Below are 14,011 nucleotides of genomic sequence, written 5' to 3'. Positions count from 1 at the left end.
TGCCCACGGTTGTGCGGCCCGGTCGATATTACCGGCCCGCTCCGGGCGCGCAGACGGGCGCCGTCCTGAGTTGTGGAGAACTGGGACGACGCCCGCCTGCGTGCACCTCGGCGTGGAGATCAGACGCCGCGGTCAGGAACCGTCACGATTCGCGCGGAGCACCTCCAGCCGGGCCCGGTACTCCTGCTCGTCGATGTCGCCGTTCGCGTAACGCTGAGCCAGGGTCGACTCGGCCGAGCGGGTCCCGCCGCGGGGGCCCCAGCCGCCGGGGCCGTAGCCGCCGCGCTCCACGGCGGCACGCCGCCAGCGCCGGCCGGCGAACGCGAAGATGAGGACGAAGACGAGGATCCAGAAGATCGGGATGAAGATCCACCACCAGACGAAGAAGTGCGGGCCGTACGCGACGACGCACGGCGCAGAGGCGACCGCGGTGGCCAGTGAGCTGAGCATGATGTGTCCAATCGGTGGGTGGTCCACGCCGTTCGCGGACCGTCACCGACAGCCTCCCGCCGCTCCCGCCGCCGCGAATCCGCCGACGGGAGCGATTCCGCCTACTCCGCAGGGAGCAGGAGTGCCCCTGCCTCTGTCGCCGTCGCGCCCCTCCGACGTACGATGCGCGCATGAGCGAACACGACGGGCGTCACGGCAGGCGCGGCCGGGACGAAGGCGAGCCGGACGACGCGCTCTCCGAGTACGAGAACGACGAAGCGCAGGATCGCGAATCCCTGGAGCGGGAGGCCGGCCTGACCGCGTTCGGCGGCCCGAGCTTCGGGCACCTCTTCGATCAGGCCCCCAAGGACGACGGGGGCTTCGACGCCGAGCACAACCCGTGAGCCGCCCGGGCGCCTCCCGCATGCTCCCCGCATACTCCCCGCGGAGTAGCCGCGAGACACCCCCGGACGGACGCCGGCCGCAGTCGGCGTGATTAGCATGAGGGGATGCCGTGGAACGCGCCCCCCGATCCGGGCTCCGGCGCGCCCTGGCAGCGCGCACCGTGGGCTCGCGGCGAGGGCCCCCGCGGCGCCCGCTGGTTCGCGGTGCTCGTCGCGGCCCTGCTGCAGCTGCCCGGCCTCGCCATCGCCGCCTCCGGCGCCTCGCACGACCCGCTGGCGCTCGGCCTCGCGCTGCTCGCCTTCGCGGCGTCGTTCGTCCTCCTGGCCGGCCGGTCGTATCCGGGCATCACCGTCGTCGCGACCGCCGTCCTCTGCGCCCCTGCGATCGCGGTGACGACCGGGCCTCCCTTCTCCGCGGTCCCGCTCGCTTTCGCCGTGGTCGGCGCCGTGGTCCGCGGCGCGCGGGTGTGGGCGTGGTGGACGCTCGCCGGCTTCGCGGTCGCCGGTCCCGCCGCCGCCTATCTGCTGCGCGGCGACGCGGCCGCCATGATCCGGCCGCTCATCGTCGCCCTCGTGCTCATGCTCCTGATCGGCGTCGGCGAGGCGCTGCGCAACCGGCGGGAGCGCTACCGCGAGATCGCCCGCACGGTCGCCGCCCGGCGCGAGGCGGCCGCGGAGGCCGAGCGGCTGCGCATCGCGCGCGAACTGCACGACGTGCTCGCCCACTCGCTGTCGCAGATCAGCGTGCAGGCCGGGGTCGGCCTCCACCTGTTCGACACCCGGCCGGAGAAGGCACGCGAGAGTCTGGAGGCGATCAAGACCACGAGCGGCCAGGCCCTGGAGGAGGTCCGCGGGGTCCTGGGCTTCCTCCGCGGTCCCGGCGGCTACGCGGCGCGCTCGCCCGAACCCGACCTCGCCCGCATCCTGGTCCTCGTCGACACGTACCGCTCGGCCGGCCTGACCGTCACCTACGACGTCGACCTGCACTCGACCCCGTCGGCGGCCGCGCAGCTCGCGCTCTACCGGATCGTGCAGGAGTCGCTTACGAACGTCGGACGCCACGCGCAGGCGACGACCGTGCGCATCCACCTGGTCGAGGAGGACGGCTGGCTCGTCCTCACCGTGCAGGACGACGGCCGCGGTCTGCCCGGCGACGTGGCACGACGCGCGGGCGGCCGCGGGATGCTCGGGATGCGCGAGCGCGCCGAGCTGCTCGGCGGCCGGTTCGACGTGCGGACGCCCGAGGGCGGAGGGCTGATCGTCGAGGCCCGGCTGCCGCTCGCGGCCGCGGGCGAGGGGGTCGCACGATGATCCGTGTGCTGCTGGCCGACGACCAACTCCTGGTCAGGGCCGGTTTCCGTGCGCTGCTGGAAGCCGAGCCCGATGTGGCGATCGTCGGCGAGGCGGGCACAGGGCGCGAGGCCGTCGACCTCACCAGGGCGACCCGGCCGGACGTGGTGCTCATGGACATCCGGATGCCCGACGGCGACGGCCTGTGGGCGACCGGCGAGATCGTCGCCGACCCGGCGCTCGCCGGCACGCGCATCGTCATCGTGACGACGTTCGAGCTCGACGAGTACGTCGCCCAGGCGATCGTGGCCGGCGCGAGCGGCTTCCTGGTGAAGGACACGGAACCGGTCGAGCTGATCCGCGCGGTCCGTGTGGTGGCGGCCGGGGATGCGCTCCTCTCCCCCGGCGTCACGCGCCGCCTGCTGGAGCGCGTCTCGGGCGGCCTGCGTCCCGCGCCGGACACCGCGCGGCTGGAGCAGCTGACCGAGCGCGAGCGCGAGGTGCTCGAGCTCGTGGCGCACGGCCTCACCAACACGGAGATCGGCGAGCGGCTGTTCCTCAGCCCGCTCACCGCGAAGACGCACGTCTCGCGCATCATGACGAAACTCGGCGCACGCGACCGCGTCCACCTCGTCGTGCTCGCCTACGAGACCGGCCTGGTGCAGCCCGGCTGGCAGTAGCGCCCGCGCTCCGAGCCGACCACTCGTGACGAATCGCCCCGGTTCGTCACGAATCACCGCGATTCGTCACGAATGCCGTGCCTCGACCACCCGGAACACGCAGAAGGCCCCCACCGCGAACGGTGGGGGCCAGGAGCTCCCCGACTTGGACTCGAACCAAGAACCTGCCGGTTAACAGCCGGCTGCTCTGCCAATTGAGCTATCGAGGAATGCTTGATCAGCGAAGCTACTCTAGCAAGATTCGCCGCCGCTCCGGAAATCGGCCCGGCATCCCGGGTGCGTCGCCGATCAGTACCCCGCATCGGGGTCGACGACGCCGACGAAGCGGCCATCGTCGAGGAACGCGCGGACGTTCAGCCGGATGCGCTCGGCCAGCAGCGGAGCGGTCATCTCGGGCGTGTCGGCCTGATGCGGCGTGATGATGACGCCCGGCTCGTCCCACAGCGGGTGGCCCTCCGGCAGCGGCTCCGGGTCGGTGACGTCAAGACCTGCTCCCGCGATCGCCCCGGTGCGCAGCGCCTCCAGCAGGGCGTCCGAATCGACCAGGCCGCCGCGGGCGATGTTCACGAGATACGCCGTCGGCTTCATGGCGGCGAACTCCGGGGCGCCGAACAGGTGCCGCGTGCCGCCGGTGAGCGCCGCGGCCACCACGACGAGGTCGGCGGAGGGCAGCACCTCGCCCAGCCGGTCGGTGGTGACCGTGCGCGCCGCGCCCTCGACGGGCGACGACGACCGGCGGACGACCGTGATCCTGGTCCCGAACGGCTCGAGCAGCCGGATCAGCTCCAGCGCGATCCCGCCGGCGCCGACGATGACCACGTCCAGCCCGTAGAGCGAGCGTCCCTCGGGTTCGGTCGCCCACGAGCGTGCCCGCAGCCGCTTCGGCAGCACGCGCAACAGCGCGAGGCTCAGCACGAGGGCGTGCTCGGCGACCGGCTGTGCGTACGCTCCCTTGGCGCTCGTCCAGACGAGCCCCGGCCGGTCCTCGCCCGCGAGCACCTCCGCGAACGCGTCGACGCCCGCGAACGGCAGCTGCACCCAGCCGATCCCGGGATGCGCCTCCAGCACGGGCGGGAAGGCGGCGGCGTCCCGGTTCGACAGCCAGACCACACCCCGGGTGCGGTCGGACAGCGGCTCGACGGTCCCGCCCGCCGCCTCCACCGCGTCCACGAACTGCTGCTCCGGCTCCGGCAGGACCGCGATCGGCCCGGGTTCCGGCCGCTTCTCCGGCGGCAGTGCCGTCACGTCGTCGGCCATCACCGCGCGGTGCCGCGGGGCGGCGGCCTGCTGTGCGTCGTTCTCGGTGCTCACGCCCGGTCTCCTGTCACTTCTTCTGCGCCGCGGCGGGTGGCGCGCTGCGGTCGGCGCTCCGTCCGCTGCTGCGGGGGTTTCAGCGCCCGCGCCAGCCCGGCGACGAAGGGATGTGACGGATCCGCCAGCACCTCCTCGATCGGCCCGTAGCCGACGGGGTGACCGGCCTGCAGCACGAGCGAGACGTCCGTGGCGCGGCGCAGCACGGCGAGGTCGTGGCTGACCACGACCGCCGAGAAGTCGGGATGCTCGCGCAGCTGCCCGAGCAGATCGATCACGGCGTCGCGGACCGTCGCGTCGATGCCCGCGGTCGGTTCGTCGGCGACCAGGATGGTCGGCCCGAGAACCAGTGCGCGTGCCAGCGCCACGCGCTGCCGCTGACCGGAGCTCAACTCGTACGGGTACTTGTTCAGCACGCTGAGCGGCAGGTGCACCGTGTCGAGCATCGTGGCCGCGCGCTCCCCCGCCGCCCGCCGCGGGTACCGCTCGTCGCGCTCGAAGATCGGCAGCGTCACGTTGTCCTGCACGCTCATGGTCGGCTCCAGCGTGGTGGCGGCATCCTGCGGCAGGTAGCCGACGTGGAAGGTCACCTCGGCGAGGTCGCGCTTGCGCGCCTTCCGCAGCGGGTGACCGAGCACCGACGCCTCTCCTCCGCTGATGCGCGGCCCCGCCTCCGAGGCACGAGCCGGCAGCACGCGGCCGGAGAGCACCTGCGCGAGCGTGCTCTTGCCAGAGCCCGTCTCGCCGAGCACCCCCAGCACCTGCCCCTGCTCCAGCCGGAAGCTCACCCCGCGCAGGGCGACGCAGGAGGCGCTGGGGCCCCGCGCGGGGTACTCGACGGACAGGTCGCTGACGACGATGGCGGGGTCGGAACTCACACCATCGACACTAGGCGCTCTGCGACGACAAGCGTTGCAGCGCCTCCCGCCGGTCGGCCTGTTCGATCGGGTCCGGCACCGGGAGGGACGCCAGCAGCCGCTGCGTGTACGCCTCGCGCGGGTTGCCGAGCACCTCCTCGCCGGTCCCCTCCTCGACGAGCCGTCCGCGGTGCAGCACCGCGATCCGGTCGGCGAGCAGGTCGACGACGGCGAGATCGTGGCTGATGAACAGCGACGCGAAGCCGAACTCCTTCTGCAGGTCGGCGAACAGCTCCAGCACGCGGGCCTGCACCGACACGTCGAGCGCGGAGGTCGGCTCGTCGGCGATCAGGAGGGTCGGCTCCAGTGCGAGGGCGCGGGCGAGGCTCGCCCGCTGGCGCTGGCCGCCCGACAGCTCGTGCGGGAAGCGGTCGCCGTATGCGCGGGGCAGCTGCACGGCCTCCAGGAGTTCGTCGACGCGCTTGCGGGCGTCCGCGGCCGACGACGCGCGGCCGTGGACGACCAGCGGCTCGGCCACGCACTCCGCGATGGTGAGCAGCGGGTTGAAGCTCGAGGCCGGGTCCTGGAACACGAACCCGATGTCGCTGCGCACCTTGCGGAACTGCCGCTCGCGCACACCGTTCATCTCGAGCCCGAGCACCTGGAGCGAGCCGCCGGTGACCTTGTTCAGGCCGGCGATGGCGCGCCCGATCGTGGTCTTGCCCGAGCCGGACTCCCCCACCAGCCCCAGCACCTCGCCGGGCCGGATGTCGAACGACACCCCGTCCACGGCCACGAAGCCGGGGCGGCCGAGGCGGCCGGGGTACTGGATGCGCAGGTCGCGCGCCCGCACGACCGGCGCCTGCTCCGGGCGCTCGGCGCGGGCGATCGCGCGGTCCTGGGTCGCCACGGTGCCCTGGCCGATCTTCGGCACGGCCGCGAGCAGCGCCTTGGTGTACTCGGCCTGCGGGGCGGAGAACAGCGTGCGCACGTCCGCCTGCTCGACGAGCTTGCCCTGGTACATCACCGCGACGCGGTCGGCGAGATCGGCGACGACGCCCATGTTGTGCGTGATCAGCACGATGGCGGCGCCGAACTCGTCGCGGCAGCGGCGCAGCAGGTCGAGGATCTCGGCCTGCACCGTCACATCCAGCGCGGTGGTCGGCTCGTCGGCGACGATCAGACCGGGGTTCAGCACGAGCGCCATCGCGATCACGATGCGCTGCTTCTGGCCGCCCGAGAACTGGTGCGGGTAGTACTTGACCCGCTTCTCCGGCTCCGGGATGCCGACCCGCTCGAGGATCTCGACCGCCTTGGCCTGAGCCTCCTTCTTCGACAGCCTGCTGTGGGCGCGCAGGCCCTCCGCGATCTGCCAGCCGACCGGGTAGACCGGGTTGAGGGCTGTGGACGGCTCCTGGAACACCATCGCGACGTCGGTGCCGCGCACCTCGCGCAGCCGGCGCTTGTCGATGGAGACGACATCCGCCTCCGTCTTGCCGTCGCGGCTGCGCAGGATGACGGCGCCCGACGCGGTCGCCGTCTCCGGCAGCAGGCCCAGGATGGTCTTCGCGGTGACGGTCTTGCCGGAGCCGGACTCCCCCACGATCGCCAGCACCTCGCCGGCGGCGACGGTCAGGCTCACGTCGTCGACGGCCTTCACGGCGCCGGCGTCGGTCGAGAAGGTGACAGACAGGTCGTTGATCTGGACGACGTCGCTCATGGACGCACCTCGATTCCATGCTCGTCGAACGATTCGCCGCCCTCGAGACCGTCGACCCCTCCGGGGCCCGCGGTCAGGGTGCCGCCGGGGACCACCGAGGTCTCCGCCACCTCGCCGGACGCGGCGGCCGCGCGGCGGCGACCGCGCAGGCGCGGGTCGGCCAGGTCGTTGAGGCTCTCGCCCACCAGCGTGATGCCGAGCACCGAGAGCACGATCGCGAGGCCGGGGTAGATCGCGGTCCACCAGATGCCGCTGGTCACGTCGTCGGTGGCCTTGTTCAGGTCGAAGCCCCACTCGGCCGCAGCGGTCGGCTCGATGCCGAAGCCGAGGAAGCCGAGGCCCGCCAGCGTCAGGATGGCCTCCGACGAGTTCAGCGTGAAGATCAGCGGCAGGGTGCGGGTGGAGTTGCGGAGAACGTGGCGGAACATGATGCGCCAGTTGCTCGCACCGACGACCTTCGCGGCCTCCACGTAGGCCTCGGACTTGATCCGGACGACCTCCGAGCGGATCACCCGGAAGTACTGCGGGATGTAGACGACCGTGATCGAGATCGCGGCCGCCAGGATGCCACCCCACAGGCTCGACTGGCCGCCGCTGATCGCGATGGCCATGACGATCGCGAGCAGCAGCGACGGGAACGCGTAGATCGCGTCGCAGATCACGACGAGCACGCGGTCGAGCCAGCCGCCGAAGTAGCCGGACACGAGGCCGAGCAGCACGCCGATGAAGATCGACAGGATGACCGCGACGATGATCACGAGGATCGCCGTCTGCGCTCCCCAGATGACGCGGGAGTAGACGTCGAACCCGCCGGAGGTGGTGCCCCAGATGTGGGCGGCGCTCGGCGGCTGCTGCGCTCCGAACGACGTGCCGTCCGACCGAGTCTGGGCGAAGCCGTAGGGCGCGATGAGTGGCGCGAAGATCGCCACGACCACGAACACGAACGTGAGCACCAGGCCGATGACGAGCATCGCCCGCTGCAGGCCGACGCTCTGACGGAGCTGGTGGACGATGGGCAGACGGTCCCAGAGGGAGCGCTTGCGCGGGGTGAGTGCGGTTGCCGACACCTCAGTACCTCACTCTCGGGTCGATCAGGGCCGCGATGACGTCGACCACGAAGTTGGTGAGCGTGACGATCACCGCGAGGAGGACGACCATGCCCTGCACCGCCACGAAGTCGCGCGCCTGCAGGTAGTGCACCAGCTGGAAGCCGAGGCCCTTCCACTCGAACGTGCTCTCGGTCAGCACCGCGCCGCCGAGGAGCAGCGCGATCTGCAGGCCGATGACGGTGATGATCGGGATGAGCGCCGGGCGGTAGGCGTGCTTGCGCAGCAGCCGCGACTCCTTCACCCCGCGGGAGCGGGCGGCGTCGACGTAGTCGGTCGACAGCGTCCCGATGACGTTCGTGCGCACCAGGCGCAGGAAGATACCGGCGGTGAGGAGGCCGAGGGCGACGCCGGGCAGGATGGCGTGCAGCAGCACGTCGCCGACGACGGCGGGGTCGCCGGTCTGGAACGCGTCGATCAGGTAGATGCCGGTCTTGTTGTCGAGCGTCTGCATCTCCAGCTCCGAGCCGGTGGATGCGCGGCCTGCGACGGGCAGCCAGCCGAGCCAGATCGAGAACACCAGCTTGAGCACCAGGCCGACGAAGAAGACGGGCGTCGCGTAGAACAGGATCGCCATGATCCGGAGCGTCGCATCCTGCGCCTTGTCGCGGTAGTACGCGGCGACGAGGCCGAGGGGGATGCCGACGATGAACGCGACGATGAGCGCGTAGAACGCGAGCTCGAGCGTCGCCGCGCCGTACGTGAGCAGCACCTGCGTCACGGGCTGGTTGTCGGTGAACGTCGTCCCGAAGTCGCCGCGCAGCAGCTGCCCGAGGTACTCGAAGTACTGGACGATGATCGGCCGGTCGTAGCCGGCCTCGTGCACGCGCTGGGCGAGCTGCGCGGGAGGCAGCTTGCCGCCGAGGGCGGCGGTGATGGGGTCACCGGTCGACCGCATCAGGATGAAGACGACGGTGACGAGGATGAAGATGGTGGGGATGATGAGGAGGGCGCGGACCAGGATGTAGCGGCCGAGGCCGCCTCCCGATCGTCGCCGTGCCTTCGTGCGCTCGGGGCCGGGGGCGGTGCCCGCATCCGGCGCGCTGACAGTCGCTGTCATGGAAGCCAATCGTGCTGGTTCGTGGAAGGGGGTGGCTCGCTGATCCAGCGAGCCACCCCCCGGTTCGGCTCAGAGCTCGCGCTCGGGAACCGTCTTACTTCGAGAGCGCCGCGTAGCGGAACTTGAAGGAGGCGTCGAGCGTCTTGTCGGCGCCCTTCACGTCCTTGCCGACGATCGCGATCTGCGAGCCCTGCAGCAGCGGCAGGGTGCTCAGGTCGGCGCCGACCTTGGCCTGGATCTCCTCGATCAGCTTGGTGCGCTCGGCCTTGTCGGTCGTGCCCGCCTGCTTCGCGATGAGGTCCTGGACCTCGGCGTTGTCGTAGTGGTTCGCCAGGAAGTTGTCCTTGATGAAGAACGGCGACAGGTAGTTGTCGGCGTCGGAGTAGTCCGGGAACCAGCCCAGCTGATAGGCCGGGTAGACATCCTTGGTGCGGTCCTTGGAGTACTGCACCCACTCGGTGGACTGCAGGTTCACCTTGAACAGGCCGCCGTTCTCCAGCTGCTCCTTCACGAGCGCGTACTCGTCACCGGAGGACGGGCCGTAGTGGTCCGGGTTGTACTGGAGGTTGAGCGAGACCGGCGTGGTGACGCCCGCCGCCTGAAGGGTCTGCTTCGCCTTGTCGAGGCTCGGGCCGCCGTTCCCGTCGCCGTACAGGTCCTTCAGGACCGTGGTGGCACCGGTGAGGCCGTCCGGGACGAACGAGTACAGCGGGGTGTAGGTGCCCTTGTAGACCTGGTCGGCGATGGCGGCGCGGTCGACGAGGTCGGCAGCGGCCTGGCGCACGGCGAGGGCCTTCTTGGCGTCGGCCTCCGGCGTGGTGGCGCCGTACGGCTGGGTGTTGAAGTTGAACACGATGTAGCGGGTCTCGCCACCCGGTCCCTTCACGACCTTGACCTTGTTGTTGTTCTCGAGGCTCGAGATGTCGGTCGCCGAGAGGCTGCGGTAGGCGACGTCGATCGCGTTCTTCTGGATGTCGAGCTTCAGGTTCGACGACTCCGCGTAGTACTTGACGTTGACCTTGGCGGTGGCCGGCTTGCCGAGGATGCCCTTGTAGCCGTCGAACGCCTTGTACGCGATCAGGTTGTTGAAGTCGTAGCTCGAGATGTCGTACTGGCCGGCGAACGGGTGACCGGCGACGATGGTCTTGTCGTCGGTGACCTTGTCGGCCTTGAAGACCTGCTCGTCGACGATCGGACCGGCGGGGCTGGAGAGCACCTGCGGGAAGGTCTGGTCGTTCGGCACCTTGAGCTTGAATACCACGGTGGTCTTGTCCGGGGTGGACACGCTGTCGAGGTTCGCGAGCAGCGACGCGGGGCCGTTCGGGTCGTTGATCTTGATCTGACGGTCGAACGTGAACTTCACGTCGGAGGACGTCAGGTCGTGGCCGTTGGCGAACTTCAGACCCGGCTTGAGCTTGACCGTGTACTCGGTCGGCGACGTGAAGTCGGCGCTCTCGGCGATGTCCGGCTTGACGTCCGGGCTGCCGTACGGGGTGTTCAGCAGGAACGGGTAGACCTGGTTCATGACGGCGAACGAGCCGTTGTCGTACGAGCCGGCGGGGTCGATCGACGTGATCTTGTCGGTGGTGCCGACGGTGATGGCGCCGCCGCCACCGCCTCCGCCGTTGTTGCTTCCGGAGCAGCCGGCGAGCACCAGTGCCGCGGCCGCGAAAGCGGCGGACACGGCGAGCAGGCGCCGTCCGCCGTTGTGTGCGGATGTCATATCCGATTACCTCTTCCTGGTGTGGGATGCGCGTCGGACGTCACAGCAGGCGTGCGGGATCGCCGTTCGCGTGAGAACTTTCCTAGCACGGAATGGTCATATCGCATGCATTCGGATGCGGATCCGGGCGCGATCTTTACACGGACGCAACAAAAGAGCGCTCATCGCGGGCTCAGGCAGCGGAATCCGCAGCGTCGGGCTATTCGCCGCGGAGGCGGCGGCGCTCGGTCTCGATGGCGACCATGGCGAGCGAGATCTGGCGGCGCAGCTCGGGTTCCTCCGTGCGGCCGAGCCGCGAGGTCAACTCGGCCTTCTCGCGCAGCAGGTCGCGGTCGATCAGCCCGTCGACGATCGAGCGGGCGTACCGGCCCGGATCGCCGCCCTGCGGCAAAGCGGCCACGGCGAGGGCGTTCACCGTCGGGACGTACGCCTGCGGGACCTCGGCGAGCACCCGATCCACCCACCCCGGCTGCGTCATCGTCGGGAGCTGGCTCGCGATCGCGTCGCGGACGACCGCGTGGGTCGGGTTCACGAACGGCACCTGCACCGCGCGGGCGGCGCGCTCGGCGCCCACCTCGCCGGGGAGCTGCAGGAGCACCATGAGGCTCTCGCGCTCGGTGCGCTGCGTCGGGTCGGCGAGGTCGGCCTGCGCGAGCGGGCGCGGCTGCTCGGCGCTTCCGTCGGGCGCCCCGGCACCGGGCCGCTGGTCGGACGGTGCCCGTCCGGTGTCGCGCTGGTCCCCGCCCCGACCGCCACCGCGCGCACCGCTGTGCTGCGCCGAGCGGACCGCACGCGCCGCGTCCTGCAGCTCGGCACCGGAGAGCCGCGCAAGCTCACGGGTGTAGCCGTTCTGCGAGGCGGGGTCGCGGATGGTCGCCACGATCGGGGCGCCGGCCCGCAGGGCGGCGGCCCGCCCCTCGACCGAGTCGAGGTCGAAGCGCTCCACCACCTGCCGGATCATGAACTCGAACATCGGCTTGCGGGCGTCGATCATGCGGCGCACCGCGTCGTCGCCCTTCGCGAGCCGCAGGTCGCACGGGTCGAGACCCTCCGGCCCGACGGCGACGTACGTCTGCGCCGAGAACCGCTGCTCCTCGCCGAAGGCGCGGGCCGCGGCCTTCTGGCCCGCCGCATCCGGATCGAAGGTGAAGATGACGGATCCCTGGCTGTTGTCGTCGCCCATGACGCGCCGGATCACCTTGATGTGGTCGACGCCGAACGAGGTGCCGCACGTCGCGACCGCGGTGGTGATACCGGCGAGGTGGCACGCCATCACGTCGGTGTAGCCCTCGACGACCACCACCTGGTCCTGGCGGGAGATGTCGCGCTTCGCCAGGTCGAGCCCGTAGAGCACCTGGGCCTTCTTGTAGACGGCGGTCTCGGGGGTGTTGAGGTACTTCGGGCCCTTGTCGTCGTCGAGCAGACGCCGGGCGCCGAAGCCGATGGTCTGCCCGGTGACGTCGCGGATGGGCCAGATCAGCCGGCCGCGGAAACGGTCGTACACCCCGCGGTCACCCTGCGAGACGAGTCCGGCGGCGACGAGCTCGTCCTGCGTGAACCCCTTGCTGCGCAGGTGCTTGGTCAGCTCGTCCCAGCTCTTGGGGGCGAAGCCGACGCCGAAATGCGAGGCCGCGGCCGCGTCGAAACCCCGCTCGCCCAGGAAGCGGCGGCCGGGCTCGGCGTCGGGGGCGGAGAGGCGATCGCGGAAGAACTCCTCCGCCGCGGCGTTCGCCGCGAGCAGGCGCGCCCGGTTGCCCGAGCTCTCGGACGGGCCCCCGCCGCCCTCCTCGTAGTGCAACTGGTAGCCGATCCGCGCCGCGAGCCGTTCCACCGCGTCGGTGAAGGAGACGTGATCCATCTTGAGCAGGAACTCGTAGACGTCACCGCCCTCGCCGCAGCCGAAGCAGTGGTAGCGCCCGACGCCCGGACGGACGTAGAAGCTGGGGCTCTTCTCGTCGTGGAACGGGCACAGGCCTTTCAGCGCGCCGACACCGCCCGTCTTGAGACTGACGTAGTCGCCGATCACATCGCCGATGTTGGTGCGGGCCTTGACCTCTTCGATGTCGCTCTGTCGAATCCGGCCGGCCATGCTTCGATTCTAGTGAGCCGCAGCGACGGTCCGGCCGGGTCGGCCGAATCTGTGGACTACTCCCCCGGCGGACGACGCCGTCGCGTGTTCTGCGCGATCTCGATGATGGCGCAGAACACCTCGATGCCGACGCGGAGCAGCAGCACCGCCAGCATCGCGCCGACCAGCGTGATCAGCACGCCGAACAGGAACACGAACGCACCGATCGGAGCGTGCGTCGCGATGGCCGAGGTGAGCGCGTTGGCGAAGCCGACGACGACCCCGAGCGCGATCAGGACGAGACCGACGACGTACACCGGCCCTGCCAGCTTGCGCGTGACGTAGTTGGTGAACGTGAAGTCGAACAGCGACGAGAAGAAACGGGAGTCGTCGAGGCGGTCGGCGAGGTCGTGGACGGTACGCCCGGACGGCGCGTGCGGGCCCGCGGCGGCGTCCGTCGGCTCGGAGGTGGCGGCGTGGGCATCGGGTCCGGGAACAGAACCGGCCGTGTCAGCGCCCGGTGCGGCCGCCGGGACGGCGGTGTCGGCCTCGGTATCGGCGGTGTCGGCTGCGTCGAGGCGCTCGGTCGGCGCGGTCGCGCTGTCGGAGGCGGTCGGTGCGACCGGGGTCGGGGTCGCGTCCGTCGCCGAGGGCTCGCCCACGGTGCTCGCCGTGTCGGCGGCTTCTGTCATGTCCACCGCGGTCTCCTGGCTCGTGTCGGACACTCGGGCGGTCGCGGTGGTCGGGGCAGGTGCCGCGTAGACCTCCTCCGCCGTCGGAAGACGCTTGGTGGTCGCCTCGGTCTCGGGCCCGGGCGCCGATTCGGACTCGGCGAGCGGCTCGGCGGGCGAGCTCGACGTGTCGCTCTCGCCCGATTCGGACGCGGGGCTCGTCGCCACCGGATTGCGAGCGCCGAGCGTCGCGTCCATGATCGAGGGCGCCTCGCCCTCGGGAGCGATCGGGGTCGGCTTCGCAGTCGTGCGTCGAGTCCGCGTGGCGGGCTTCTTCGCGGCCGGTGCCGCGGTGCCGTCCGCCGGGGCCGTACCGGCTGCCGGCGTCTTCGTGCCTGCGGCCGGCTTGGCCGTGCGGGTGGTCCTCGCGGCCGGCTTGGCCGCTCCGGAAGACGTGGTGGCGTCCGTCTTGGCGGTGCTCGCGCGGGAGGACGTTCGCGCCGCTCCCGTGCCGCCGGATGCGCGCGACGCGGGGCGGGCGGCCTTCGGTGCGGCCGGGGTCGCCGCCGATTCGCCCTCAGTGGGGCGGTCGCCGTCCGACGGTGGTGGTGCGGTGCTCATTCGTCTCCTCCCGAAGGCTTGCTCTCCAGCATTCTGCACACGGCGGCGGGATTCAACCCCGCATGGCCGTC

At 71.1% G+C, this 14,011-nt stretch carries 12 protein-coding genes and 1 tRNA gene; 3 read left to right on the top strand and 10 right to left on the bottom strand.

The genetic code is table 11. The annotated features are described in order from the left end of the window. Nucleotides 1-132: 132 nt before the first annotated feature. Nucleotides 133-450, bottom strand: coding sequence for an SHOCT domain-containing protein (locus tag HNO83_RS03195; protein WP_175336083.1), 318 nt, complete (start codon nucleotides 448-450; stop codon nucleotides 133-135). A gap of 170 nt (nucleotides 451-620) precedes the next feature. Here HNO83_RS03195 and HNO83_RS03190 point away from each other — a divergent pair, with 170 nt between their 5' ends. From HNO83_RS03190 to HNO83_RS03180, 3 genes are all read left to right on the top strand, one after another. After that, nucleotides 621-833 (top strand): hypothetical protein, encoded by a 213-nt coding sequence (locus HNO83_RS03190; protein ID WP_175336082.1) that lies wholly within the window; start codon nucleotides 621-623, stop codon nucleotides 831-833. A gap of 105 nt (nucleotides 834-938) precedes the next feature. Further along, nucleotides 939-2,144 carry a sensor histidine kinase gene (locus HNO83_RS03185; RefSeq protein ID WP_175336081.1) on the top strand — a complete coding sequence of 402 codons (1,206 nt, stop codon included), beginning with the start codon at nucleotides 939-941 and terminating at the stop codon, nucleotides 2,142-2,144. Further along, entirely contained in the window at nucleotides 2,141-2,803 is a 663-nt protein-coding gene (locus HNO83_RS03180; protein ID WP_175336080.1) for a response regulator, read from the top strand. Before HNO83_RS03185 ends, HNO83_RS03180 begins: the two co-directional genes overlap by 4 nt. A gap of 136 nt (nucleotides 2,804-2,939) precedes the next feature. Here HNO83_RS03180 and HNO83_RS03175 read toward each other — a convergent pair. The 9 genes from HNO83_RS03175 to HNO83_RS03135 form a co-directional block, all read right to left on the bottom strand. Continuing rightward, nucleotides 2,940-3,012, bottom strand: a tRNA-Asn gene (locus HNO83_RS03175). Between the two features lie 79 nt (nucleotides 3,013-3,091). Then, nucleotides 3,092-4,060 (bottom strand): D-isomer specific 2-hydroxyacid dehydrogenase family protein, encoded by a 969-nt coding sequence (locus HNO83_RS03170; protein ID WP_175336339.1) that lies wholly within the window; start codon nucleotides 4,058-4,060, stop codon nucleotides 3,092-3,094. 50 nt (nucleotides 4,061-4,110) lie between these two features. Next, nucleotides 4,111-4,992 (bottom strand): ATP-binding cassette domain-containing protein, encoded by an 882-nt coding sequence (locus tag HNO83_RS03165; RefSeq protein WP_175336079.1) that lies wholly within the window; start codon nucleotides 4,990-4,992, stop codon nucleotides 4,111-4,113. A 10-nt stretch (nucleotides 4,993-5,002) separates the two neighbouring features. Then, the gene (locus HNO83_RS03160; protein ID WP_175336078.1) at nucleotides 5,003-6,691 is read right to left on the bottom strand and encodes an ABC transporter ATP-binding protein; all 1,689 of its coding nucleotides are present in this window, start codon (nucleotides 6,689-6,691) and stop codon (nucleotides 5,003-5,005) included. Then, a complete protein-coding gene (locus HNO83_RS03155) occupies nucleotides 6,688-7,758 on the bottom strand; it encodes an ABC transporter permease (RefSeq protein ID WP_175336077.1) in 1,071 nt (356 codons plus the stop codon). The genes HNO83_RS03160 and HNO83_RS03155 overlap by 4 nt, the downstream gene beginning before the upstream one ends. Before the next feature lies 1 nt (nucleotide 7,759). Further along, complete coding sequence (locus HNO83_RS03150) at nucleotides 7,760-8,857, bottom strand: ABC transporter permease (protein WP_175336076.1); 1,098 nt, start codon at nucleotides 8,855-8,857, stop codon at nucleotides 7,760-7,762. Between the two features lie 94 nt (nucleotides 8,858-8,951). Continuing rightward, nucleotides 8,952-10,580, bottom strand: a complete 1,629-nt coding sequence (locus HNO83_RS03145) for an ABC transporter substrate-binding protein (protein WP_175336075.1) — start codon at nucleotides 10,578-10,580, stop codon at nucleotides 8,952-8,954. Nucleotides 10,581-10,779: 199 nt separating this feature from the next. Then, the gene (gene dnaG / locus HNO83_RS03140) at nucleotides 10,780-12,669 is read right to left on the bottom strand and encodes a DNA primase (RefSeq protein ID WP_175336074.1); all 1,890 of its coding nucleotides are present in this window, start codon (nucleotides 12,667-12,669) and stop codon (nucleotides 10,780-10,782) included. Nucleotides 12,670-12,725: 56 nt separating this feature from the next. Beyond that, the gene (locus HNO83_RS03135; RefSeq protein WP_175336073.1) at nucleotides 12,726-13,940 is read right to left on the bottom strand and encodes a DUF4282 domain-containing protein; all 1,215 of its coding nucleotides are present in this window, start codon (nucleotides 13,938-13,940) and stop codon (nucleotides 12,726-12,728) included. Between the last annotated feature and the right edge of the window lie 71 nt (nucleotides 13,941-14,011).

It is taken from the genome of Leifsonia sp. C5G2, assembly GCF_013359685.1.
Taxonomy (GTDB): domain Bacteria; phylum Actinomycetota; class Actinomycetes; order Actinomycetales; family Microbacteriaceae; genus Leifsonia.
The sequence above is the reverse complement of the archived record's forward strand: the minus strand, read 5'-3'. Positions and strand labels throughout refer to the sequence as shown.

Coding starts and splice junctions, on each gene's coding strand:
- dnaG (WP_175336074.1), bottom strand. CDS start 12,669: ATGGCCGGCCGGATTCGACAGAGCGACATCGAAGAGGTCAAGGCCCGC.
- HNO83_RS03145 (WP_175336075.1), bottom strand. CDS start 10,580: ATGACATCCGCACACAACGGCGGACGGCGCCTGCTCGCCGTGTCCGCC.
- HNO83_RS03160 (WP_175336078.1), bottom strand. CDS start 6,691: ATGAGCGACGTCGTCCAGATCAACGACCTGTCTGTCACCTTCTCGACC.
- HNO83_RS03195 (WP_175336083.1), bottom strand. CDS start 450: ATGCTCAGCTCACTGGCCACCGCGGTCGCCTCTGCGCCGTGCGTCGTC.
- HNO83_RS03185 (WP_175336081.1), top strand. CDS start 939: ATGCCGTGGAACGCGCCCCCCGATCCGGGCTCCGGCGCGCCCTGGCAG.
- HNO83_RS03135 (WP_175336073.1), bottom strand. CDS start 13,940: ATGAGCACCGCACCACCACCGTCGGACGGCGACCGCCCCACTGAGGGC.
- HNO83_RS03180 (WP_175336080.1), top strand. CDS start 2,141: ATGATCCGTGTGCTGCTGGCCGACGACCAACTCCTGGTCAGGGCCGGT.
- HNO83_RS03170 (WP_175336339.1), bottom strand. CDS start 4,060: ATGGCCGACGACGTGACGGCACTGCCGCCGGAGAAGCGGCCGGAACCC.
- HNO83_RS03150 (WP_175336076.1), bottom strand. CDS start 8,857: ATGACAGCGACTGTCAGCGCGCCGGATGCGGGCACCGCCCCCGGCCCC.
- HNO83_RS03190 (WP_175336082.1), top strand. CDS start 621: ATGAGCGAACACGACGGGCGTCACGGCAGGCGCGGCCGGGACGAAGGC.